This is a genomic window from Nonomuraea sp. NPDC050022, assembly GCF_044460705.1.
Lineage (GTDB): Bacteria > Actinomycetota > Actinomycetes > Streptosporangiales > Streptosporangiaceae > Nonomuraea.
Genome location: NZ_JBITKE010000008.1, coordinates 329185 through 350431 on the forward strand (window position 1 = coordinate 329185; position 21247 = coordinate 350431).

Below are 21247 nucleotides of genomic sequence, written 5' to 3' on the forward strand. Positions count from 1 at the left end.
GCGAAGCCCGGTGGTCACCAGGCCGCGCGCGGCGGGTCGCCCTCACCCGGACGCTGGTCGACTGTGATCGGCACCGAGGTGGCCGCGCCGTCGGTGAGGCCGATCCGGTAGGCGCGCCAGTCGTGCACGTACAGGAGGTGCTCGCCGGTTCCGTCGACGCTGAAGCGCAGGCTCAGTGAGGCGCCGGGCGGCAGCTCCGGCCGGGCCAGGGTCCGCGCCGGCCCGCCTGCCACGGGGACGCGTTCGACGACATGCCCGAAGGCGTAGATCAGCGCGCTGCCGTCGGGGGTGTGGGCCACCGACTCGATCAGCATGACTCCCGTGGTGTTCTTGATGATCCGGGGCGCGGCACTTTCCGGGTCGGCGCCCAGGCGGGCGAGGTCGAGCAAGGCGATGGCCCGGCCATCCAGCACGCAGGCGAGCGAGCGGCCGTCCGGGGCCCAGGACAGGCCGGTCACCATCGAGTGCGCCATCGTCTTCCAGTCCCGGCGCCGGCCGGTGGCGACGTCGAGCACGGAGATCTTGGCGCCACCTCCGATGAGCGGCGTGGAGTAGGCAAGCCGGGTGCCGTCGGCGCTGAGCGCGAGGTCGTAGACGAACGTCAGGTCGTCGGGGTCTGTCTGCGTGATGGCCACCGGCTTTCCGGGCCGCCCGTCCTCGCCAAGGCGTACCAGGAAGAAGCAGATGCGGGGCTTCTTCGGCTCGGTCCAGCCGGCGACCGCGAACGTGCGGTTGTCCCGGGCGGCGGCCACGAGGTGCCAGGAACTCTCGACGCCGGGCGGCAGCGGGATGTTCGCGATGAACGCCCCGGTCTTAGCGTTGTGCACGGCGGGCGGCACCGGAGTGAAGACAGCGGTCTTGGACCTGCCGGGGAAGTGGGTGAGCGGAGTGCGCGCGGAGACGAAGAACCGCGGCGGGCCCGTCGCGGTCAGGGGCGCTCCGGTCGCCATGGGCTCGGCCAAGGAGGTCGCCATCGGGAACGGGTGCCGTACCGGACCCGAGGACACCATGGGCGAGGGCGGCGACGGGACCATCGTCAGCGACGGCAGTGGCGCGGACGTCAAGGGCTGGGGTGCGCTGATGAGCGACACCCGGTCGGCGGCCGGATCGGCGCATCCGGCGACCAGGACGGCCAGGGCTAAACCGGTCAGGGCGGCGGACGTACGTGACGACGGCATGTAGCGATCATCGCATGGGGCGGCAGCGACGCGCATAACACAGAGCGGCCGGGCAGCATGGCGGTTGACCTGCGGATTCGCGAGGGCGGCGGGCATGGTTCCGGCGCAATGTTAGAGGTTCGTCAAATCCTCAGTGGGTGTGATCTTCCCAACCTAAGATCACGTCCATGCTGATTCACCGAACCTTACGGACGATCACAGTCCTCGCCGCGACGTTCACCGTCGCGTTGTCCGGGGCGGTCACCGGCGGCGCGAGCGCGGCGATGGCCGACGAGAGCCAGCCGAAGCCCGACCGTCAGCTGCTCTTCTACAACCACGCCTACAGCGTCGTCGACAAGGAGACCGCCGACGCGGTCGAGAACTCCGACTACCTCCGGAAGTTCGCCAACTTCGAGGTCCGCACCACGACCGGTGGTGGGCTGACCTGGAAAGGCCGCTACCTGAAGGGTCGCGAGACCTATCTGGAGCTGTTCTCGGTGGGTGACCTGCCCGGCCAGGACGCCGAGTTCGGCTCCGCCGGGCTCGGGACCTCGGTCGAGCGCGCGGGGGACCTCTCCACGGTGACCGAGCGCCTGAAGGCCGCGGGGATCGCCAATCCGTTCCCGTACCGCCAGACCCGTGACTTCGGCGACGGGGTCAAGGTGCCGTGGTTCGACACCATCCGTACCACCGGTGACCAGTACGACGCCTTCGACCCGTGGGCGATGGAATACCTGCCGGAGTACTTCGCCGACCCGCGCAGCAAGACCGAGCCCGAGAGCTTCCCCGGCGACGTCGGCCGGGAGCGCTACCTGCCCGACGACTACCGCGACCACCTGATGCGTGACGTGACCTCCATCCGCATCGGGGTGCCCGCTCGCGACCTCGCCAACACGGTACCGCTGCTGCGCGCCGGCGGCTTCACCATCCGGACGCTTCCCGGCGGCGGCGTCGTCGCCGAGGGCGGCGGCACCCGGATCCAGCTGGACTCCGTCGCGCGCGAGCAGGCCGGCCTCAAGCAGATCCAGATGTCGCTCAACAAGCCCCTGCTGTCCATGACCGAGGAGCGGATCGGCCGGTCCACCCTCGCCGTCGGCCCCGGCGCTCGCGCCGTGTGGACCTTCGACGCGCCCGTCAAGTAAACATCCCTCCACGCCTACCCGCGGGTACGGCGAAGCGGTGCCGGTGAAGGCTTCCTCGCCGGCACCGCGGACGGCGTCGCCCGCGGGAGGCGTGGGCTTACGCCTTGGGCGCCTGCTGGATCCGCACCAGGTTGCCCGAGGGGTCGCGGAACGCGCTGTCGCGCGGCCCCCAGGGCTGCTCGATGGGCTCCTGCAGCACCTCGGCGCCGGATGCCCGGACCCGTTCGAAGGTCGCGTCGAGATCGTCGGTGCTGAAGATGATCATCGCCAGGACGCCCTTGGTGAGCAGTTCCTGCAGGGCGTCGCCGTCGGCCTGGGAACGGCCGGCGTGTGGTTCGGAGAGCACGATTTCGAGGTCCGGCTGGGTCGCGCTGCCGAGCGTGACCCAGCGGAACCCGCCGGAGGCGACGTCGTTGCGCACCTCAAGGCCGAGGGCGTCACGGTAGAAGGTGAGCGACTCGTCCACGTCGTTGACGGTGATGTGGCAGTAGCGGAGTGCGATGGTCATGTCGCCAACGTTAGGCGGCGGCGACGCGACCCGCTTCTCCGATCCTGCTCGGCGGGTTTCGTGTCGGCCGCGTGCGCACCTTCGCCACGCACGCGGGCATCGCCGTTTCGGCGTCGTGCTCCCGGCCTCGGTACGCGCTCGGCGTCTCCCCCACCACCTCGGTGAACCGCGAGCTGAACGAGCCGAGCGAGGTACAGCCGACCGCCATGCACGCGTCGGTCACGCTCATCCCCTCGCGCAGCAGCGCCATCGCCCGCTCGATCCGTCGGGTCATGAGATAGCTGTACGGCGTCTCGCCATAGGCCGCCCGGAACCGTCGCGAGAAGTGCCCCGGCGACATGAGGGCATGGCGGGCCATCGTCGGCACATCGAGCGGCTTCGCGTACTCCCGGTCGATCAGATCGCGCGCTCGGCGCAGGTGCGCGAGATTGGCGAGGTCTTCCGGATTCATGGAACGAACATACCACCCCAAAATAGCCATTTACCTGCACGAATGCGCCTGATGGCTGGGACAGGTGCTCAGCTTCGGCCGAGCATCTCAGCGGTGAGGATGTCCCCGCCGAGCCCCCAGCCGCCGTCGGGGACTTCGTCGATGAGGACCAGGGTGTTCGCCCGGGCCCGCTCGCCGTACACGGCCGCGTAGGCGTCGGTGACGGCGTCGATGAGCTTCTTCTTGGATTCGGGGGTCAGGGTGTCGGCGGGCACCTTGAGGTTGGCGAACGGCATGGTGTTTCCCTTTCGTGTGGGTGATGAAGAGTTGACAGGAGGCGGACGTCAGATGATGCCGCCGTTCGCGCGCACGACCTGCCCGTTGACCCAATGCCCCGCGGGACCGGTCAGGAAGGCGACCACCCGGGCGATGTCCTCCGGGGTGCCGAGCCGCGCGAGCGGGGGCTGGTTGGCGAGCCGCTCGATCGTGGCCTCGTCCTTGCCCTCGAGGAACAGGTCGGTGGCGGTCGGCCCGGGCGCGACCGCGTTGACCGTGATGTCCCGCCCGCGCAGCTCGCGGGCCAGGATGAGCGTCGTCGCCTCGACGGCACCCTTGCTGGCGGCGTACGCCCCATAATTCGGGAGCTGCATGCCCACCACCGAGGTGGACATGGTGACGATCGAGCCTCCGGCGCGCACGCGACGCGCGGCCTCCCGCGCCATGACGAAGGTGCCGCGGATGTTGGTGCGGTGCAGGGCGTCAAGGTCGTCGAGGTCGAGGTCGGCGATCGGGGACAGCGACAGCCGTCCCGCGGAGTTCACGACGACGTCGACCCCGCCGAAGACCTTCTCCGCCTCATCGAACATCGCCGCGACCGCGGCCTCGTCCGCCACGTCGGCCTGCGCCGGGATCGCCCGGCCGCCGGCCGCGGTGATCTCCTGGACCACCTCGGTGGCGGCCGCGGCCGACCCTTGGTAGCCCACGACGACCGCGGACCCCTGTGCCGCCAGAGTCGTCGCGATCGCCCGGCCGATCCCGCGGGAGCCGCCGCTGACCACTGCTATGCGCTGCTCGTTCATGGAAACTCCTCCATTCGTATCGTCGATACGCATGAGCGATATCGTCGATATGGCATGACGGTAGCACGGTCTTCGTATCGTCGCTAGCGCTGAGGCGTATCATCGGTCGCATGACAGGAACGGACTCCCTTCGCACGGCGATGATCGAAGCCGCGGAGCGTCAGCTGGCGACCTCCTCGGACAACGAGATCGCCACGCGGGCGGTCTGTGAGGCGGTCGGTGTGAGCCAGCCCGTGCTCTACCGGCTCTTCGGCGACAAACGAGGACTTCTGGACGCCATCGCCGACCACGGATATGAGAGGTACGCCACGCTCAAGGCCGCGCAAGAACAGACGGCCGACCCGGTGGCCGATCTACGCGCCGGCTGGGACGGCCACATGGCGTTCGCGAGGGAGAATCCTGCCCTCTACCAGCTGATGTTCACTCCCCGGCCGTGGTCTCACTCTACTGCTCGCGATCGCGTGTTCGACTTGCTGGTGGCGACGCTCGTACGGTGCGCGGCGACGGGCGCGCTGAAGGTCGAGCCGCGGACCGCCGCCCAGCTGATCCTGTCGGCGAGCATCGGCAACGCCCTCAACCACCTCGCCGACCCGGCCCTGTTCGACGACCCCGCGCTGTCCCATCGCATGCGCGACGCCGTGTTCTCGCACGTGCTCACCGAGACAACCGCTCAAGAGGACGCCGACCCGCTGCGTACCGCCGCGCTGCGCCTTCACGCGCAACTCGGCCTCGGGGGCGCCGACGCCCTCGAACCGGCCGAGGTCGCCCTTCTCCTGCGCTGGCTCGAACGCATGACATAACGCTGGGCTGTCAGCCGTGGCTGCCCGTGACATTGAAGATCGCGGTGTAGGGCGACCGGTCGAAGAGGCGGCCGAGCCGGCCGCGGCCGTCCAGCGCCTCGACGCCTTCCGCGTACGTTTCATGTCATCATCCCCGTATCCACAGGATGCCATGGCAGCGTCGATCAGCCGGGGCGGCGCTCTGGCTTCCTGCCGTGCTCGTCACCACGCCCCTAAGTCACCCTGGAGAAGCACCGTGTCCGAACAGATCGCGACCTGGCGCGACGCTCGCTACGACATGCCTGTCAGTCAGCAGCTGGCGCGCTACGACGAGCTGGCCGCCAAGCACGCGTCGGCCCGCGCCCGGATCGAGCTGGTGACCCGAGGGCTCTATGACCCGGCCCGGCACGGAGCCGACGACCGTCCTCCCCTTACCGTGGCCGAGCACATCGAGCTGCTGGCGCTGGCGGAGTGCATCGCGCGTACCGTGCGTCATCCCGCCAACGTCCACCACGCGGTGCTGGCCGGAGTCACCTGGGCCGAGATCGCCCGCGTCGTCGACTCCGACGAGCGCACCGTACGGCGGGACTACCAGCGATGGGCCGACGACCAGCACGACCTCAACCGGCAGGACCCCGACCTCGGCATGACCGCCGAGGAGCACATCGCCGCGACCGCCAGAGCTTCGACGAGGATCTGAGGCCCGCCCGGCACCGCGAGGTCATGTGTCGCGCAGGATGTCGAACGCCTGGCGGGCCGGCCGCCGCGCCGAGGCTGGCGCACCGACTTCTTCGGCCAGTACGCCGGCTCGGGCGCGACCGACCGGAACGGGATCTTCCAGGAGTACACCGAAGGCGACGTGAAGGAGATCTACCTCGTCGACGTGCCGTCGTGGAGTTTCACTGCGCACCGAGCGCTACGGCTGACCCCGCGCACAACATGCCCGGCCCGGCGGGGCTGGGCATGTTGTGCGCGCTATGGAGCCGGCTTGAGGTTCTTGAGCGTGAAGTGCGAGGTGATGCCCCGGACGCGCGGGATGGTCATGACGTACTGGCTCAGGAACGCCTCATAGGCGGCCAGGTCGGCAACGGCCACCCGCACGAAGTAATCGGGACTGCCGAACAGCCGCCGCAGCTCGACGACCTCCTCGGCCCGCGCCAGGGTCTGCTCGAAGTGGTCGACCGTGTCCGCGTCCTGGGCGTCGAGCGTCAGGTCGACCAGGACCTCGAAGGACCGGCCCACGGCGGCGGCGTCGATGACCGCTCGGTAGCCGCGAATCACGCCCTCGGCCTCCAGCCGCTGAACGCGCCGCAGGCACGGCCCGGTGGTGAGCCCGACCCGCTGGGCCAGCTCCACGTTCGTCAGCCGCCCGTTTCGCTCCAACTCGGCGATGATTGCTCTGTCAATCGAATCCACGAAAGAATATTGCACCGCGGACCACTGGCTGAGCAATATCAGCAACCACATAACAGCCGTTTTCCGGCACCCTAGAAGGGTGCAAGATGTACTGATCCCGACCGCGGTGACCCCCGCCCACACCACCCGGCGCCAGCAGATCACCGCAGGTGTGCGCGATTCCTTCTCCGCGGGGCTGGGAATCTTCCCGCTGGGGATCGCCCTCGGCCTGCTGGTCCTCCAGGCCGGCCTGCCCTGGTGGCTCGCCCCCGCCCTGTCCATGGCCGCTTTCGCCGGCTCGCTGGAGCTCCTGCTGGTGGGCATGATGGCCACCGTCACACCGCTCGCCGCAGTCGCGCTGACCGTCCTGGTGGTCAACTTCCGGCACGTCTTCTACGCCTTCTCCTTCCCGCTTCACCTGGTCAAGAACCGGTGGGCGAAGGCGTACGCCGTGTACGCGATGATCGACGAGGCGTACGCCGTCAACGCCTCCCTCCCCGAAGCGGAACGCTCCGCGCCCCGGCTGCTGGCGATGCAGATCTCCTGCCAGACCTACTGGGTCGGCGGCGGCCTGGTCGGCGTCGCCATCGGCGCGGCCCTGCCCGCACCGATCAAGGGCCTGGAGTTCGCCCTGTGCGCCCTGTTCACGGTGCTCACCCTGGACGCGTTCCGCTCCCGCCGCGAGATCCCCTCCGTGCTGCTCGCCGCGGCCAGCGTGACGGCAGCCCTCATCGTCACCCCAGGCGTCGCCATGTTCACGGCCCTGCTGCTGTTCGTCGCCCTGCTGCTGGCCCGCCACGCGCTCACCACTCGCCGACCCGTCCCGGAGGCCGACGATGCCTGACATCGCCTACACCCTCGCCGTCCTCGCGATCGTCTCCACCATCACCTTCGCGCTGCGCGCCGTCCCCTTCGCGGCGCTGCGCACGCTGCGCGGTTCGGCCGCCGTGGCGCAGCTGTCGGCCTGGATGCCGGTCGGCATCCTCGCCATCCTCGCCCTGACCGCCCTGCACGGCACCATCACCGCCGACCCGCGCGCGACGCTGTACGCGTTGCTCGCGGTCGCCGTAACCGCGGTCGTCCACCTCGCCTCGGGCCGCCGCACCATCCTGAGCGTCGGACTCGGCACCGCCGTGTACGTCGTCCTCGTCAACGCCTTCTGAGCCTGTCTTTCAACCGCCGATGAGGCGCCCGGTAATCAGAGGGTGGGCTGCGGGTACGGCATCCGCGGCCGAGCCGGCAACCCCCGGGCGCACTTGCGGTCGGGCCCGAGCCCCCAGGTTCGCCGGAAGGAATGCGCAGAGCGACGGACAGCTTCGGAACGCCGTGTCGCCGTCCCGGCACGCGCCATTGCAGAGCCCGCCGGCCATCGCTTCGCCGACACCGCGCCAGGCCGCAGCCGTCGGCGAAGGTAGCGGCTCGTCGAACAAGAACGGGCGGCGAGTTGCTCGCGAAACTTCGTCCGCAGTCAGTCCGTAGTCAGTCCGCAGTCAGGAGGAGACGGCGACCGCGGTCCGACTCCTGAGCCGTCTGCCCCCGAGGTAGCGCTGACGTCCGTCATGAACTCGCCGCCCGGCAGGGGTGCCGGCCTGTCAACTGACGTCCGTCGTGAACCCGCCGGACGGCAGCAGGCCGGCCTGTCAACGGGACGGGAACACCAGGCCCGCGTCGTAGGCCATGATGACCAGCTGTATTCGGTCACGGGCGCTCAGCTTGGCAAGCAGGCTGGCCACGTGTGCCTTGGCGGTGCCAGGGCTGATGTGCAACCGGGTGGCGATCTCGGCGTTGGACAGGCCACCCCCGACCAGGGCCAGCACCTCGTGCTCGCGTTCGGTGACGCCCGCGAGCCGCCGCGCCTCGGGAGACGGGGCGCGGGCCGGACCACGGGCGAAGTCCTCGATGAGGCGGCGGGTGACGCTGGGGGCGATCAGTGCGTCTCCGGCGGCGACGACGTGGACGGCGGACAGGATGTCGTCCAACGCCATGTCCTTGACCAGGAATCCGCTCGCTCCGGCGCGCAGGGAGGCGTAGACGTTGTCGTCGTCGTCGAACGTGGTCAGCATGATCACACGGGTGGTCTGGGACTCGGCGAGGATGGTCTGGGTGGCCTCGATGCCGTCCATGCCCGGCATGCGGATGTCCATGACCACGACGTCGGGGCGCAGCCGGCGGACGAGCTGGACGGCCTGAGCTCCGGTTCCGGCCTCTCCGGCGACCTCGACATCGGGGGCGGCATCGATGACCATGCGCAAGCCCGCGCGGATCAGCGGCTGGTCGTCGGCGAGCACGATACGGATCATCACCGGGCCTCCACCAGGTCGATGTCCGTGTCCTGGCCGAGGCCGCTCGGCGCGAGCGGCAGGCGTGCGGTGACGCGGAAACCGCCATCTGGCCGGGGGCCCGCGCTGAGGCATCCGTTCAACAGGGCGACCCGTTCGCGCATGCCGACGATCCCATGCCCATCGCCCTCGCAGACAGCGGCATGCCCGTCCTCTTCACCGGCAAGGGCGTGCCTGTCGCCCTCACAGAGAGCAGCGTGTCCGTCGTCGATGACGTCGATGCGTAGTTCCTCTTTCCCGTAGTCGATCACGACCCGGCAGTGGTCCGTGCTCGCATGGCGGAGCACGTTGGTGACCGATTCCTGGATGATGCGGAAAGCGGACCGATCGACGGCGGCGGGCAGCGGGCGTGGCTCTCCGTGCCGGCGAACCTCTACGCGGACACCGGCGGCCATGGTCGTCTGGGCCAGCCGGTCGACGTCGGCCAGTCCCACGGGAGCAGCCGGCTCAGCCAGGCCGGAATACCCACGCTCAGCCAGGCCAGGGCGCCCGCGCCCGGCCGGGCCGGAAAGCTCGCGCCCAGCCGAGCCGGGATGCCCGCGCTCGGTCGGGCCGGGATGCCCGCGCTCGGTCGTGCGGAGCACGCCGAGCAGGTGCCGCAGCCCCTTCAACGTCTGCCTGCTGGTGTCCTCGATCGCGTCCAGCGCCTGGCGCGCCTGATCCGGTCGGCTGTCGATCACCCGGGCGCCCGCGCCGGCCTGGATGGCGATGATGCCGATGCTGTGCGCGACCATGTCGTGCAGCTCTCGCGCGATGCGCAGCCGCTCGTCGGTGACCGCCCGAGCCTCGGCGTAAGCGCGCAGCGCCCGGTCGTACTCGCGCCGCTGCCTGATGAACATCCCGGCCAGCCAGGCGACCAAGACCGCCAGGCCGAGCAGGAGCGACAGCGCGAGGAAGCCCGGCGCCGAGGCACGCAGGCCGTCGCGCAGCAGGTCAAGCTGCCAGGCCGTCTGCTGCACCAGCAACGCGACGACCGCCGCCGCCAGGCCCGCGCGGCGCGATCGGGTGGCGGTGAGGAGGCAGACCATGACGTCGGCCGCCGGGAAGAGCGGCCAGACCCCCTGGGCCGGATAACCCAGGGACGTCGCCACGACGATCTCGGCCAGCAGCAGCGCGAGCACCGTGGCAGGCCGCTGCCGTGCCCAGGCCAAGGGGACGGCCATGGCGACGGTGAACCCCGCATGCGCCGCCCCCACGGGGAACAGGTCTTCACCGTCGGTCAGCGTCACGGCGTACAGCAGGGGCACCAGGGCCGCGACGCCGCCCCAGATGAGCAGCGCCCGCATGCCGGAGGGCAACCGTGACCAAAGTGGCGGTCTGGGCGTTTTGTCGCGCACCCGGCCGATCGTAGTCACCCGCTTCGGGCCGGGCATCGGCCTGTGGGCGTATGCCCGCAGGCCACCCCCGCGCCGCGGAAACCGGCCCACGGCCAGATGCGGCGCGTCTGCGAGCTGCGACAGCGTTGACCGGGTGATCGAAGTCAACGGACTGACCAAACGCTACGGCGCGGTGACGGCGGTGCGGGACCTCACCTTCGCCGTACGACCGGGGCACGTCACAGGGTTCCTCGGCCCGAACGGCGCCGGCAAGAGCACCACTTTGCGCATGATCCTCGGCCTGAACCGCCCCACCGCGGGCGCCGCCACCATCGACGGCCGCCCCTTCGCCCGCCACCACGCCGGGCTGCGTCATGTCGGCGCGCTGCTGGACGCGGGCGACGTCCATGGCGGCCGCACCGCCGCCGCTCACCTGCGCGCGTTGGCGGTCGGCAACGGCCTGCCCCGCCGCCGGGTGGCCGAGGTGCTGGAGGAGGTGGGCCTGGCCGGAGCGGCGCGCCGCCGGATCGGCGGGTTCTCGCTCGGTATGCGCCAGCGGCTCGGCATCGCCGCCGCTCTGCTGGGCAACCCGCCCGTGCTGCTGTTCGACGAGCCGATCAACGGCGCTGACCGGCTTGGGGATCGGCGCGCTGCTGCGGCACACCGCCGCCGCCGTCGTCGCGGTCTGCGCCGCGCTCGTCATCCTGCCCACCTTCTTCCAGCCCAATGTCCACCAGTGGCTCAACGACCTGTACGCCCTGGTCCCCTTCTACGTCTGGCGTACCTGCCTGGGCCTGCCCCAGCTCCGTGACGACCCCGCTCTGCCGACGGTGGCCGGCTCTTGGGCTGCCTTCGCGCTTTGGCCGCTGGCCGCCGCCGTCGTGACCTTGATCGTCGTACGTCGGCGTGACGTATGAGCGCCCTAATGAGGAGAAATCGCATGACAGTGCAGTCGATTCGGACCTGCTTGCTGGCCATTCCGTTGACGGCCTGCCTTACCTTGATCGCGGTGGCCGTCACCACGACAACCGCGACCGCGACCGGAAACCCGGCCCTCACCGCGACCGTGTCCGGAAAACCGGCCCCCACCGCCGTCCGGTTGGAACTCCCCCGCCCGACCGGCCCCGACGCGGTCGGTCGCGACATCCTGTACCTGGTCGACAGCAGCCGTAAGGACCCCTGGGTGCCCGACTCGGGCCCGCGCCGGCTCATGGTGTCGATGTACTATCCCGCCCGCTCCGCCACCGGCGACCCCGCCCCCTACATGACCACCGCTGAGGCCGCCTCGCTGCTGCGGCGTAAGGCACCCGGCGTCGAACTCCCTCCCGAGACCGTCAGCGCCACCCGCACCTACGCCCACACCGGCGCGCTCGCCAAGCGCGGCCGGTATCCACTCGTCGTCCTCTCCCCCGGCCTCGGCCTCCCGCGCGCCAGCCTCACCTTCCTGGCCGAAGACCTGGCCAGCCGCGGCTATGTCATCGCGCTGGTCGACCACGCCTACGAGTCCTCCGGCACCACCCTGCCCGACGGGCAGATCATCACCTGCGCCCCTCTGTGCGACCAGCCCAAACCTCCGGAAGGCGGGCAGGCGACCATCACCAAGAACCGGACCAAGGACGTCTCCTTCGTCATCGACGAGCTGGCCGGCCGGCACCCCGCCTGGGAGAAGTCCCGCATGATCGCTCCCAAGCGGATAGGCATGGCCGGCCATTCCCTCGGCGGCGACGCCAGTGCCGCCACCATGGCCGTCGACAAGCGCGTACGGGCTGGAGTGAACCTGGACGGCACCTTCCACCCCGCCGTCACGCTCGACCGGCCCTTCCTGCTGCTGGGCAGCCAGGCCGACCACGTCCCCGGCAAGGACGACACCTGGGATGCGAGCTGGCCCAAGATGAGCGGCTGGAAGCGCTGGCTCACCGTGGCCCATACCAGCCACACCGGCTTCACCGACCTGACCATCCTGCAGAAAGCGGTCGGCATGTCAGCTCCCGACGAGCTGTCGCCGCAACGCTCCCTCGAGCTCACCCGCGCCTACGTCGGCGCCTTCTTCGACCTGCACCTGAAGGGCAAGAAGCAACCGCTGCTCAGCGGGCCGTCATCGGCCAACCCCGAGGTCGCTTTCCACAATCCCTGACTCGCTCAGCGTCGGTCCCGCCCCGCGCACATGGCGGGGCGGGACCGGGAGTCAGAACAGCAGGGCGTGCGCGATGCCGATGGCGGCGCCGCCGGCGATGAACCAGGCGTTGTTGAGCCGCGTCTTCCACAACAGTACGAGCGTGACCACGGCGATGAGCGCGGTGAGCGGGTCGATGATCGCGGTCCGGCCCAGTTCGTAGGACACCCCTGCCATGAGGGCGAGGGCGGCGGCGTTGAGGCCGTCGAGCAGGGCGGAGGTCCACTCGCTGGAGCGGAGCTTGTCGGTGAGTTTGGTGAGCAGGCCGACGAAGACGAACGAGGGCAGGAAGATGGCCACGGTGGCCAGGAACGCGCCCGGCGGCCCGGCGATCATGTAGCCGACGAAGGTGGCGGTGGTGAACACCGGACCGGGGGTGACCTGGCCGATCGACACGGCGTCGATGAGCTGCTGGTTGGTGATCCAGCCGAGCCGGTCGACGAAGTCGCCGCGCAGGAAGGCCAGCAGCACGTAGCCGCTGCCGTACAGCACCGAACCGATCTTCAGCATGGTGGCGAACAGCTGAAGCAGCTGGCCGCCCGTGGGGTCGCCGAACACCGGCAACCCGCCGATCACCGGGGACCCGCCGAACGTCAGCAGTGGAGCCGCGAGCACCCCGTGGGCCGCGCCCCGGTCCGGCGGCCGGCGCAGGGCTCGGGCCGTGGCGGCCAGCGCCGCCCCGGCCGCCAGCACCAGCAGTTCGTTGACGCCCAGCAGGTACGCGGCCAGTGCGGCGACCGCCAGCACGCCCAGCCAGACGGTCTTGACCACGGTGCGCAGCATGCCGAACAGCGCGTGCGCGATGATCGCGATCACCGCCGGGACGATGCCGTACAACAGACCCTCGGCCGCCGGCGTGCTGCCGTAGGTGACGTACGCCCAGGCCAGTGCCGTGACCATAAGCGCGGCCGGGAGGATGAAGCACACCCCGGCGGCGATCAGGCCGCGCCAGCGGGCCCGGTCGTAACCGAGGTGGATGGCCAGTTCGGTGGAGTTGGGGCCGGGGATGAGGTTGGTGGCGCCCATCAGGTCCACGAACCGCTGGTCGCTGACCCAGCCGCGGCGGCGTACCAGCTCGTCGCGCATCATCGCGGTGTGCGCCGCCGGGCCGCCGAAGGCGATGATGCCCAGCTTGAGGAACACCAGCGTCACCTCACGCAGCCGACGCCGGGCCGCCGCCGGGTCCTGCCCGTGCGCTCCGGGCTCGTCCTGGCTCACTTGGCCCCGGCCGGATCTTCCGCGTCCTGCTGCTCGACGCCGAGGCGACCGTCGACCAGCAGGCCGGCCAACCCGATCGCACCGCAGATCACGGTGACGACGACCAGCGCAGGATCGGTACGTCCGGTGAGCGCGTCACCGAGAAGGACGACCGCGATCGTGCCGGGAGCCACACCGACGGCCGTGGCGATCAGGAAGGGCACGAGCCGGACCGACGACACGCCCGCGCAGTAGTTGACCAGCGGAAAGGGAACCGGACCGATCAGCCGCAGTGACCCGACGGCGAGCCAGCCACGACGGGCGAGGCGCCGGTTGACCGCCGCGACCGCCGGGTGGGTCAACCGCGCGGCGACCGCGTCGCGACCGATCGCGCGGGCGAGCAGGAAGGCCAGCGCCGCGCTCACCAAGGTCGCGGAGATCGCGATGGCGATGCCGGTCACCGGCTCGAACAGGAGTCCGGCGCCGAGGGAGAACGGTGAGCGCGGGAAGACGATGGTCACCAGCGCATGCGTGAGGAAGAACATGAGGGGGAACCACGGACCGGCGGCCCGTGCCCAGTCGCGGATCTGTTCGGCGTCCGGATAGGGGACGAACAGCGCGATCGTCGCGAACGCCGCGAGAAGCACGACCATCCCGATCAGCCTCGGAGTACGGAGCGCACGGCGGCGTATCAGCATGGAAGGTGCTTTCAGTTTTACGCGGGGCTCGGGGCGGGCTGGAACAGTTCGATGAGGTTACCAGCGGGGTCGGCGAGCAGGATCTGGCGCCCGCCGGGACCGGACACCGGCTCGCTTCTGAAGGTCAGTCCAGCGGCGCGTAGCCGGTCGATCTCGGCGTCGAGGTCGTCGACGATGAGGTGGATGCGGTTGCGGCCGGCGGTGGCGGCGTCATCGGGCGTGGCGCGGGCGCCGGAGGTGGTCGGGCCGGACAGGAGCAGCCGCAGCGCACCGCGCCTGACGTCGGCGAAGGCGGGTGCGGCGTCGAAGGCGACGCTGAAGCCGAGGTGGGTGGTGTAGAAGTCGACAGCGGCCCGCACGTCGTCGTTGAGGTAGCGGACGCTGGCCAGTTCGGTCGGTGAGGTCGTCATGGTCAGGTCTCCTTGTCGTGTTCATGTTCACGCAAGCGTTGTGCGTGCTTACAGAGGCAGGAATCTGATGCGGGTATCGAGCTCCTTCGCGACACGCCGGAATTCCGGGTAGGTCGCGCTGTCGGTGTCCGCGGCGTCGGACGGGTTGGGCAGGCTCCAATGCGTCGTGGCGGCCGATCCGTGGTCGCGAGGGACCTCGCGGATCTTGTCGCACAACGTGATCACGTAGTCGAAGCGCCGCCCCGCGACCTCGTCCAGCGACTGCGGCCGCCGGGCTTCGAGGTCGATGTCGTAGTCCTCGCGCAGGACCCGCACCGTGTTCGGATGGAGCCGCGCTGCGGGATGGCTGCCCGCGCTGGTGACCTCGACGCCGTCGACTCGGCGCCGCAGCAGCGCCTCGGCCATCGGGGAACGCGCGCTGTTGCCGGTGCACAGGAACAACACCGAGCCGCCCCTCGGCCGCCCACGGTCCGTGGGCACCAGCGCCGGATGCAGGGCGATGGCGGCGTCGCTGAACGCGGTTACGCAGCCGGCCAGGTCGAGATGGTAGTAGCTGTCGCGGCCGTCGAAGCTGCTGCGCCGCGCGACGACCAGCCCCGCCGTACGCAGCAGGCCCAGGTGGTAGGACACCAGGTTCTGCGGCTCGTCGACGGCGGCGACCAGCTCCCGTACGCGGCGGTCGCTGGATGCCAGTTCGGTCATCAGCGCCCAGCGCAGCGGGTGCGCCGCCATGCGCATCAGCAGCGGAACCGGCACTCGATCGGACGTCGCCACGTACTCGACAATACATCAAACTGTTTTGATGCGATTTCTCAGGCGTGCCAGAGGGCGGCGAGCTGCCGGGTGGCCATCCGGGACGGCACGGCGCGCAGCAACATGTCGCGCAGCCAGGCGGCGGCGCCGGTCTGGGAGGTCAGCCGCGATTGCCGGGACGCCCCCCGCATGATGCCGTTGGCCCTGGGCCTGCGCTCGGCGTCGTAGCGCAGGAGCCGCTGGGCGACGTCCACCGGTTCGGCGCCGGTCAGGTGGCGGGTCAGCGCGGCCGCGTCTTCGAAGGCCTGGCTGGAGCCCTGGCCGAGGTCGGGTGACATGGCGTGCGCGGCGTCGCCGAGGAGCGCGATCCGGCCGGCCGCGTACGAGGGCAGGGGTTCGGCCAGGCAGGCGATCGGGTCGACATAGATGTCGGCGGGCGGGGTGGCCTCGATCAGTGCCGTGACGAGAGGGTGCCAGTCGGCCATCAAGGACAGCATCTGCTTGCGCGCCTCGCCCGCGTCGGGCGGCGGCGTGCCGTTCAGGAGGGAGTCGGTGAACCAGTACAGGCGGTCCTCACCGACGGGGAAAAGGCCGAACATCGCCCCGCTGCGACGGTCGACCAGCTGGCTGGCCAGCAGTTCCGGCGCCAGACCGGGAGGGCGGGGCAGCATGCCGCGCAGGTCCAGCCGGCCGGTCCGCCGCAGCCCGGGATGGCCGGGGAAGAGCTGCGCGCGCAGCCTGCTGCCGATGCCGTCGGCCGCGATCACCGCGTCCGCTCTGGTGACGGGGCCGCCGTCGCTGATCACGGTCACCCCGGTGGGGTCGGGTTCCAGGCGCTCGACCAGGGTCACGGTGCGCACCAGCTCGGGGCGTAGCGGGGCGCGTAGCGCCTGGTGCAGTTCCGCTCGTTCGATCATGACGGGCGTCCCGATCTCCTTCTGCGCTTGGGTCAGGTCGGTGACCAGCAGCGGCCGTCCCCGCCGGTCCCGCAATCCGCAATGAGTCGCCCGCATGACGTGCCCGCGAACATCGCCGGCCAGCCCCAGCGCCTCCAGCGCGCGGAGCCCGTTGGGCATGACCACGATCCCGGTGCCCGCCTCCCGGAGCTCCGCGCCGCGTTCGAAGAGCGTCACCTCGTGGCCCACGCGATGCAGCCCCACCGCCGCCTGCCGCCATCGAGCTGCTGGCGTCCTCGGGCGTACATGGGCTGACCCACCGCGCAGTGGAGAAGCAGGCGGACCTGCCACCAGGAACGGCCTCGAACTACTTCCGCAGCCGGGAAGCACTGCTGGTGGCCGCCGCCGAGCGCATCGTCGACCTGCATCACGCCGACACCGACCAGGCCATCGACCGCGCCACCGAGCAGCCCACGACGCTGGTCGACCTGTGGACGCAATCGCTGCTCACCGCCGCGACCACCCTGCGCGACCGCTACGTGGCGATCTTCGAACTGCAGATGGAGGCCGCGCGCCGACCGGTGCTCGCCTCGGCACTCGCGAGCCTGCTGGACACGGCGTCGCTACTCACCGCCGGCCACCACGACAAGCTCGGCCTCACCATCCCGCGCGAGAGGATCCCGGCCCTGATAGCGCTCTACGGGGGTGCGCTGTTCACCCTGGTCGCCGCGCCGCCGGGGAGCGTCAGCAGGGAAGCCGTCCAGAACGTGGTCGAGGTCATGGTGCACGGCTGTGCCGTACCCGAGGACCGGCGATGAGGCGGTCGCTCAGCGCAGCGCGCTCAGGACGCCTTCGACCTTCTCCGCCGGGTACGGCGTCGTGCGATCGATGCCGAACAACTCCCAGTAGAAGTCGTTCATGACTGCCGCGACAGGGGCGTACCGGCGGATCACCGCGGCGACGGCCGGCGGAGCACCGGCGGGGTCCGCACCGGCCGCGCACGCGCGGATGTACGCGTTGCGCCGCACGGGCCCGCCCTCTCGTGGCACCGCCACCCCGCAGATGTTGGTGACGAGCCAGTTGACCAGCTGCATCAGCGCGTAACCGGTGTCATGCGTCGCGTTGCGGCCAGAAATCCACTCTCGCGGGCGGACAGGTCGAAGGCGCCGAAGCTCGGCGAGCCGACTCCGTACTGGCAGAACGGGGGCAGCCCGAACAGGTTCGCCGTGGACATCACGTTGTCCGCCTGGCGCTCCACGTCGGTCAGCGGCACCCGCTTCGCGAAGACCGGCACGCCGCCGACGTCCAATAACGCGGAGGTGCCACCTATCCCCGAGCCGAGCTCCCGCGCCTGCCGCAGCGACTCGGCGAGCTGCCGGTCACTGCGCGACGCCAGCGCGCTCGCCACAGCGCCGTATCTGCCGAGACGCCCACCTTGGGACATGTCCGGCCGCGCACCGCGCGGTTCCAGCGGGAGGCCTCCTTCATGATCGACTCGTCTGGTCAGACGCTACACCCGCGCGTCGCCTGAGCCCTCTCCCGGGCTCAGGAGAAGCGGCTCGCGGGTGTAGCGGTCAGCGAGGAGACACGTCGATCTGTACGCGGTCGCTCTCGCCGTCGGACAGGAACGCCGCCAGCTCCTGCCCCTGCTCGCCGACCTCAGCTCGGTCGGCTCGGGAGAAGCCACCCAGCGGGGTGACGATCACGGTGCCCGCCTGGACAGTCCAGGTCGCGGCGACCCGGCCGTCGACCAGGACAACGCGAGCCCCGGCGACCGACAGGAGGCGGTGGGCGTCGTCGATGATCCGGCCGCGGTCGTGGTAACCGAGGAGCGCGTTGTCGAAGGCCGGCAGGAACCGTACCGGGGCCGGAGTGTCCGGGTCGGGGCGCGGCGCGTCGGGGAGGTCCAGCAGGACCCGGCCGCGCTCGTCCCGGAAGGTGACCAGCTCCTCTCGTATCGCGGCCACCGCGGCCGGCAGGCCGGCCAGGCCGCACCAAGCCCGTATGTCGGCCGAGGCGGCCGGACCGAACGCGGCCAGATAGCGCCGCACCAGCGCCTCACCAACCGGATCGGAGCCGACCGGATCAGAGCCGACCCGATTCGAGCCGGCCCGATTCGAGCCGACCGAATCGGAGCCATTCGGATCGGAGCCGTTCCGGGCCGGTGAGTCGATCTCGCGCCCCAGCCAGGAGGAGAGCAGGACGTTGCGTACTCCCGCCCGCGCACGCCACACCCCACGCGGCGGCAGCTGCGCCATCGGGATGAGCGCGGCGACCAGCATCTCGCCCAGCGCCCGCGGTCCCGGCTCTGGCCAGCGTTCGGCCAGCGCCCGCGCGAGCTCGCTCATCGAGCGCGGCTCGTCGTCGGCCATCACCGCCCGTCCTGCCGCCGCGAGCTCGTCGAGATCCACCCCGGCGAGCTCGCGGCGATAGGTCCCGAGTACGCGCTGACGCAGCATGGCGTCATGGCGGCCCCGCCAGGCCAGGATGTCGTCGGCGGTCAGGAGGTGCACGGTGCGGCGCATGAGGTGGGTACGCACCACGCCCCGCCGGATGAGCAGGTCCGAGAGCGCCGCCGGGTCGAACGCCCGCAACCGCGACCAGAGCCCGACGAACGGTTCCTGCGGCTCCTGCGCCTGCAGGCCGCACAGGTGCGCGACGGCGTCGAGCACCGGCACGTCGGCGCGATCGAGCAGCATCTGCCGGGCGAGCGTCGCGCGGTTGAGCGCCCGGGTGTCCAGAATGGTCATCGCCGCTCAGGTCGACTTCTGACTGTCGAGCGTTTCGCGCAGGATGTCGGCGTGCCCGGCGTGCTGGGAGGTCTCGGCGATGACGTTCATCAGCACCGCGCGCACGCTGCGCACCGCGCCCGGCTCGTGCCAGGGTGCCTCCGGTAGCGGCTGCGTCGCCGACAGGTCGGGGACTGCGGCGACGATCTCCGCGGTGCGGGCGGCGACCTGCTCGTAACTCGCCAGGATCCCGGCCAGCGTGTCGCCGGGCAGCATCTGGAACTCGTTCTGGTGGTCGATCATCCACTGCGGGATCTCGCGTGCGGTGCCGGCCGCGATGTCGCCCCAGGTGACACCCTCGGGCAGGCCGTACCTCATCGCCGACGGGCCGTCGACCACGAAGCGCAGCCACGTATCCTCCATGGACGCGACATGCTTGACCAGCCCGCCCAGGCACAGCTCACTGACCGTCGGGCGCTCGCCGAGTTGCTCGTCGCTGAGCCCGCGGACGGCGTTGGTCACCGCGGATCGCGCGGTCGCGATCGCGGCGAGCAGGTCGCTCCGCTCGGCGTCGAGGGTCGCGGGGGGTGTGGTGGTGGCGGTCACGGCGTTCGGGCCCTTCGAGTCGTTGTCGTTGTCTGGCATGCGACAACAGTCGCAGAGGAAGCGGACAGGGAGTGGCCTCTTCTCCGGGCAAAATGAGGTCATGCCGAAGACTTCCGCGCGACTGCTGTCGTTGCTCTCGCTGCTCCAGACGCGCCGGGAATGGCCGGGGGCGCTGCTGGCCGAGCGGCTGGAGATCAGCCCGCGCACCGTACGCCGCGACGTCGACCGCCTGCGTGAGCTCGGCTATCCCATCCTGGCCTTCAAGGGGCCCGACGGCGGCTACCGGCTCGACGCCGGCGCGGAGCTGCCCCCGTTGCTGTTCGACGACGAGCAGGCCGTCGCTCTGGCCATCGCGCTCCAGACCGCCGCCACCTCCAGTGGGGCGGGCATCGAGGAAGCCGCAGCGCGCGCGCTCAACACCGTCCGGCAGGTCATGCCCGCACGGCTGCGCCACCGGATCGACACCCTCCAGATCACCGCCGTCGAGCGGCCGGCGCGCCGACCGGGCCCACAGGTCGACAGTGGCGTCCTCATGGCGATCAGCGCCGCCGTCCACGCCCGGGAGGTGCTGCGCTTCGACTACCCGCCCGGTGTGGACGACGACGGCGTGCCGACCCCGCCGCGCCGGGCGCAGCCCCATCATCTCGTCACGTGGGGCGGGCGCTGGTACCTCGTCGCCTGGGACCTCGACCGCGAGGATTGGCGCACCTTCCGCGCCGATCGGATCACCCCGCGCACCCCCGCAGGGCCCCGCTTCACCCCGCGCGAGCTGCCCGGAGGCGACCTGGTCGCCTTCGTGACCAGCAAGTTCCGGGGCCTCGACGGCGCCGGCAACTGGCCCTGTCGCGGCGAGGTGATCCTCGACCTACCAGCCGCCGCCGTCTCCCGCTTCACTCACGACGGAGTCGTCGAGGAGCTCGGCCCGAACCGCTGCCGGCTCGTCGTGGGCTCGTGGTCCTGGACCGACCTGGCCGCCGTCCTCGGCAGGTTCGACGCCGACATCGAGGTCGTCGGCCCGGCCGAGCTCAAGGACGCCTTCGCGCGCCTGGCCCGCCGTTATGCCGGCGCGGCTACCGACATAGCCGCCCCGCCGGGTACAGAGTGATTGAGCAGGAGCCGTCCGCGAAGTGTTCACCTTTCCCTTGGCATTCTTTGCCTTGATTTGACCTGAGTTGAGCGGCGAACATGACCATGTCTGTCACCCCCCGAAGGAGGCCTCGTGCACACACAGCCGCGCCCCCGCCCTTCCTGGCCGGTACGACTGACCGTCGTCCTCGCCGCCATCACCTCCCTCGTCGGCCTGGTCGGCATCACCCCAGCCAACGCCACGGTCTACAACTCCTGCACCATCTCCCGCTGCGCCGACGCACGCTCGGCCAACTCGATCTGGGCTGCCAAGAACTACCCCACCAGCAGCGGCTGGTACACCTGGACGGACGGCAGGTACAACTACACCGGCGGGCGCTTCTACAACCGGGAAGGCCAGCTCCCCAGCGGCGCCACCTACTATGAGTACGACGTGTACTCCCGGGCGCGGGGTGCCGCGCGTGACGCGTACCGGATCGTCGTCAACCGCAGCAGCGGTGTGACGTGGTTCTCCCCCAACCACTACACCGACTTCTACCGGCTCTAGGACCGCC

The 21247-nt window shown here is 70.6% G+C and carries 26 protein-coding genes and 1 pseudogene; 10 read left to right on the forward strand and 17 right to left on the reverse strand.

The features are described 5' to 3' along the window. Positions 1 to 14 precede the first annotated feature (14 nt). A complete protein-coding gene (locus tag ACIBO2_RS33845; protein ID WP_397302135.1) occupies positions 15 to 1178 on the reverse strand; it encodes a WD40 repeat domain-containing protein in 1164 nt (387 codons plus the stop codon). A 167-nt stretch (positions 1179 to 1345) separates the two neighbouring features. Here ACIBO2_RS33845 and ACIBO2_RS33850 point away from each other — a divergent pair, with 167 nt between their 5' ends. Continuing rightward, the gene (locus ACIBO2_RS33850) at positions 1346 to 2299 is read left to right on the forward strand and encodes a DUF5829 family protein (RefSeq protein WP_397302138.1); all 954 of its coding nucleotides are present in this window, start codon (positions 1346 to 1348) and stop codon (positions 2297 to 2299) included. A 97-nt stretch (positions 2300 to 2396) separates the two neighbouring features. Here ACIBO2_RS33850 and ACIBO2_RS33855 read toward each other — a convergent pair whose 3' ends face one another. From ACIBO2_RS33855 to ACIBO2_RS33870, 4 genes are all read right to left on the reverse strand, one after another. Further along, positions 2397 to 2807 carry a VOC family protein gene (locus ACIBO2_RS33855; protein WP_358441415.1) on the reverse strand — a complete coding sequence of 137 codons (411 nt, stop codon included), beginning with the start codon at positions 2805 to 2807 and terminating at the stop codon, positions 2397 to 2399. Positions 2808 to 2817: 10 nt separating this feature from the next. Further along, positions 2818 to 3258, reverse strand: a complete 441-nt coding sequence (locus ACIBO2_RS33860; RefSeq protein ID WP_358543160.1) for a helix-turn-helix transcriptional regulator — start codon at positions 3256 to 3258, stop codon at positions 2818 to 2820. Positions 3259 to 3326: 68 nt separating this feature from the next. Further along, a complete protein-coding gene (locus ACIBO2_RS33865; protein WP_357650494.1) occupies positions 3327 to 3533 on the reverse strand; it encodes a tautomerase family protein in 207 nt (68 codons plus the stop codon). Positions 3534 to 3581: 48 nt separating this feature from the next. Continuing rightward, complete coding sequence (locus tag ACIBO2_RS33870; RefSeq protein WP_358543157.1) at positions 3582 to 4316, reverse strand: SDR family oxidoreductase; 735 nt, start codon at positions 4314 to 4316, stop codon at positions 3582 to 3584. 110 nt (positions 4317 to 4426) lie between these two features. On the opposite strand from ACIBO2_RS33870, the gene ACIBO2_RS33875 reads away from it, so the two are divergent. Both ACIBO2_RS33875 and ACIBO2_RS33880 read left to right on the forward strand, forming a co-directional pair. After that, complete coding sequence (locus ACIBO2_RS33875) at positions 4427 to 5116, forward strand: TetR/AcrR family transcriptional regulator (RefSeq protein WP_358543154.1); 690 nt, start codon at positions 4427 to 4429, stop codon at positions 5114 to 5116. Positions 5117 to 5351: 235 nt separating this feature from the next. Next, positions 5352 to 5795 (forward strand): hypothetical protein, encoded by a 444-nt coding sequence (locus tag ACIBO2_RS33880; protein ID WP_397302143.1) that lies wholly within the window; start codon positions 5352 to 5354, stop codon positions 5793 to 5795. A gap of 275 nt (positions 5796 to 6070) precedes the next feature. Here the strand turns inward: ACIBO2_RS33880 and ACIBO2_RS33885 are convergent, their stop codons facing one another. Then, positions 6071 to 6511, reverse strand: coding sequence for an Lrp/AsnC family transcriptional regulator (locus ACIBO2_RS33885; RefSeq protein WP_358543148.1), 441 nt, complete (start codon positions 6509 to 6511; stop codon positions 6071 to 6073). 79 nt (positions 6512 to 6590) lie between these two features. Between ACIBO2_RS33885 and ACIBO2_RS33890 the strand changes: the two genes are divergently transcribed. Then, positions 6591 to 7334 (forward strand): AzlC family ABC transporter permease, encoded by a 744-nt coding sequence (locus ACIBO2_RS33890; RefSeq protein ID WP_358543145.1) that lies wholly within the window; start codon positions 6591 to 6593, stop codon positions 7332 to 7334. Beyond that, positions 7327 to 7653 carry a branched-chain amino acid transporter permease gene (locus ACIBO2_RS33895; protein WP_397302148.1) on the forward strand — a complete coding sequence of 109 codons (327 nt, stop codon included), beginning with the start codon at positions 7327 to 7329 and terminating at the stop codon, positions 7651 to 7653. The genes ACIBO2_RS33890 and ACIBO2_RS33895 overlap by 8 nt, the downstream gene beginning before the upstream one ends. Positions 7654 to 8130: 477 nt before the next feature. Here ACIBO2_RS33895 and ACIBO2_RS33900 read toward each other — a convergent pair whose 3' ends face one another. Both ACIBO2_RS33900 and ACIBO2_RS33905 read right to left on the reverse strand, forming a co-directional pair. Beyond that, a complete protein-coding gene (locus ACIBO2_RS33900; protein WP_358543919.1) occupies positions 8131 to 8790 on the reverse strand; it encodes a response regulator transcription factor in 660 nt (219 codons plus the stop codon). Continuing rightward, positions 8790 to 10166: a sensor histidine kinase gene (locus ACIBO2_RS33905; RefSeq protein ID WP_397302151.1), complete on the reverse strand. Its 1377-nt coding sequence runs from the start codon at positions 10164 to 10166 to the stop codon at positions 8790 to 8792. The genes ACIBO2_RS33900 and ACIBO2_RS33905 overlap by 1 nt, the downstream gene beginning before the upstream one ends. Before the next feature lie 133 nt (positions 10167 to 10299). Here ACIBO2_RS33905 and ACIBO2_RS33910 point away from each other — a divergent pair. Both ACIBO2_RS33910 and ACIBO2_RS33915 read left to right on the forward strand, forming a co-directional pair. Beyond that, positions 10300 to 10791, forward strand: a pseudogene (locus ACIBO2_RS33910) (ATP-binding cassette domain-containing protein); the annotation flags it as partial. A 294-nt stretch (positions 10792 to 11085) separates the two neighbouring features. Next, positions 11086 to 12279 (forward strand): alpha/beta hydrolase family protein, encoded by a 1194-nt coding sequence (locus ACIBO2_RS33915; protein ID WP_397302154.1) that lies wholly within the window; start codon positions 11086 to 11088, stop codon positions 12277 to 12279. A 51-nt stretch (positions 12280 to 12330) separates the two neighbouring features. Here the strand turns inward: ACIBO2_RS33915 and chrA are convergent, their stop codons facing one another. The 5 genes from chrA to ACIBO2_RS33940 form a co-directional block, all read right to left on the reverse strand. Then, entirely contained in the window at positions 12331 to 13536 is a 1206-nt protein-coding gene (gene chrA / locus ACIBO2_RS33920) for a chromate efflux transporter (protein ID WP_358543134.1), read from the reverse strand. Continuing rightward, entirely contained in the window at positions 13533 to 14168 is a 636-nt protein-coding gene (locus ACIBO2_RS33925; protein WP_358543131.1) for a TVP38/TMEM64 family protein, read from the reverse strand. Before ACIBO2_RS33925 ends, chrA begins: the two co-directional genes overlap by 4 nt. Before the next feature lie 62 nt (positions 14169 to 14230). Further along, positions 14231 to 14623, reverse strand: a complete 393-nt coding sequence (locus ACIBO2_RS33930) for a VOC family protein (RefSeq protein WP_358543128.1) — start codon at positions 14621 to 14623, stop codon at positions 14231 to 14233. A gap of 48 nt (positions 14624 to 14671) precedes the next feature. Next, positions 14672 to 15397: an ArsR family transcriptional regulator gene (locus ACIBO2_RS33935; RefSeq protein ID WP_358543125.1), complete on the reverse strand. Its 726-nt coding sequence runs from the start codon at positions 15395 to 15397 to the stop codon at positions 14672 to 14674. A gap of 38 nt (positions 15398 to 15435) precedes the next feature. Further along, positions 15436 to 16536, reverse strand: coding sequence for an FAD-dependent monooxygenase (locus tag ACIBO2_RS33940; protein ID WP_397302159.1), 1101 nt, complete (start codon positions 16534 to 16536; stop codon positions 15436 to 15438). A gap of 20 nt (positions 16537 to 16556) precedes the next feature. Here ACIBO2_RS33940 and ACIBO2_RS33945 point away from each other — a divergent pair, with 20 nt between their 5' ends. Further along, positions 16557 to 17090: a TetR/AcrR family transcriptional regulator gene (locus tag ACIBO2_RS33945; protein ID WP_397302558.1), complete on the forward strand. Its 534-nt coding sequence runs from the start codon at positions 16557 to 16559 to the stop codon at positions 17088 to 17090. 9 nt (positions 17091 to 17099) lie between these two features. Here the strand turns inward: ACIBO2_RS33945 and ACIBO2_RS33950 are convergent, their stop codons facing one another. The 4 genes from ACIBO2_RS33950 to ACIBO2_RS33965 all read right to left on the reverse strand — a co-directional run bounded on the left by ACIBO2_RS33950 (position 17100) and on the right by ACIBO2_RS33965 (position 19646). After that, positions 17100 to 17366: a hypothetical protein gene (locus ACIBO2_RS33950; protein WP_397302162.1), complete on the reverse strand. Its 267-nt coding sequence runs from the start codon at positions 17364 to 17366 to the stop codon at positions 17100 to 17102. Then, entirely contained in the window at positions 17366 to 17680 is a 315-nt protein-coding gene (locus ACIBO2_RS33955) for a hypothetical protein (RefSeq protein ID WP_397302165.1), read from the reverse strand. The genes ACIBO2_RS33950 and ACIBO2_RS33955 overlap by 1 nt, the downstream gene beginning before the upstream one ends. Before the next feature lie 166 nt (positions 17681 to 17846). Next, a complete protein-coding gene (locus ACIBO2_RS33960; protein WP_358543113.1) occupies positions 17847 to 19022 on the reverse strand; it encodes a winged helix DNA-binding domain-containing protein in 1176 nt (391 codons plus the stop codon). Between the two features lie 6 nt (positions 19023 to 19028). Further along, on the reverse strand, positions 19029 to 19646 hold the full coding sequence (locus ACIBO2_RS33965; protein ID WP_397302169.1) for a DinB family protein: 618 nt from the start codon (positions 19644 to 19646) through the stop codon (positions 19029 to 19031). Between the two features lie 61 nt (positions 19647 to 19707). On the opposite strand from ACIBO2_RS33965, the gene ACIBO2_RS33970 reads away from it, so the two are divergent. Both ACIBO2_RS33970 and ACIBO2_RS33975 read left to right on the forward strand, forming a co-directional pair. Beyond that, positions 19708 to 20712, forward strand: a complete 1005-nt coding sequence (locus tag ACIBO2_RS33970; protein WP_358543108.1) for a WYL domain-containing protein — start codon at positions 19708 to 19710, stop codon at positions 20710 to 20712. Between the two features lie 114 nt (positions 20713 to 20826). Further along, positions 20827 to 21240: a ribonuclease domain-containing protein gene (locus ACIBO2_RS33975; RefSeq protein ID WP_397302172.1), complete on the forward strand. Its 414-nt coding sequence runs from the start codon at positions 20827 to 20829 to the stop codon at positions 21238 to 21240. The last annotated feature ends 7 nt before the right edge of the window (positions 21241 to 21247 follow it).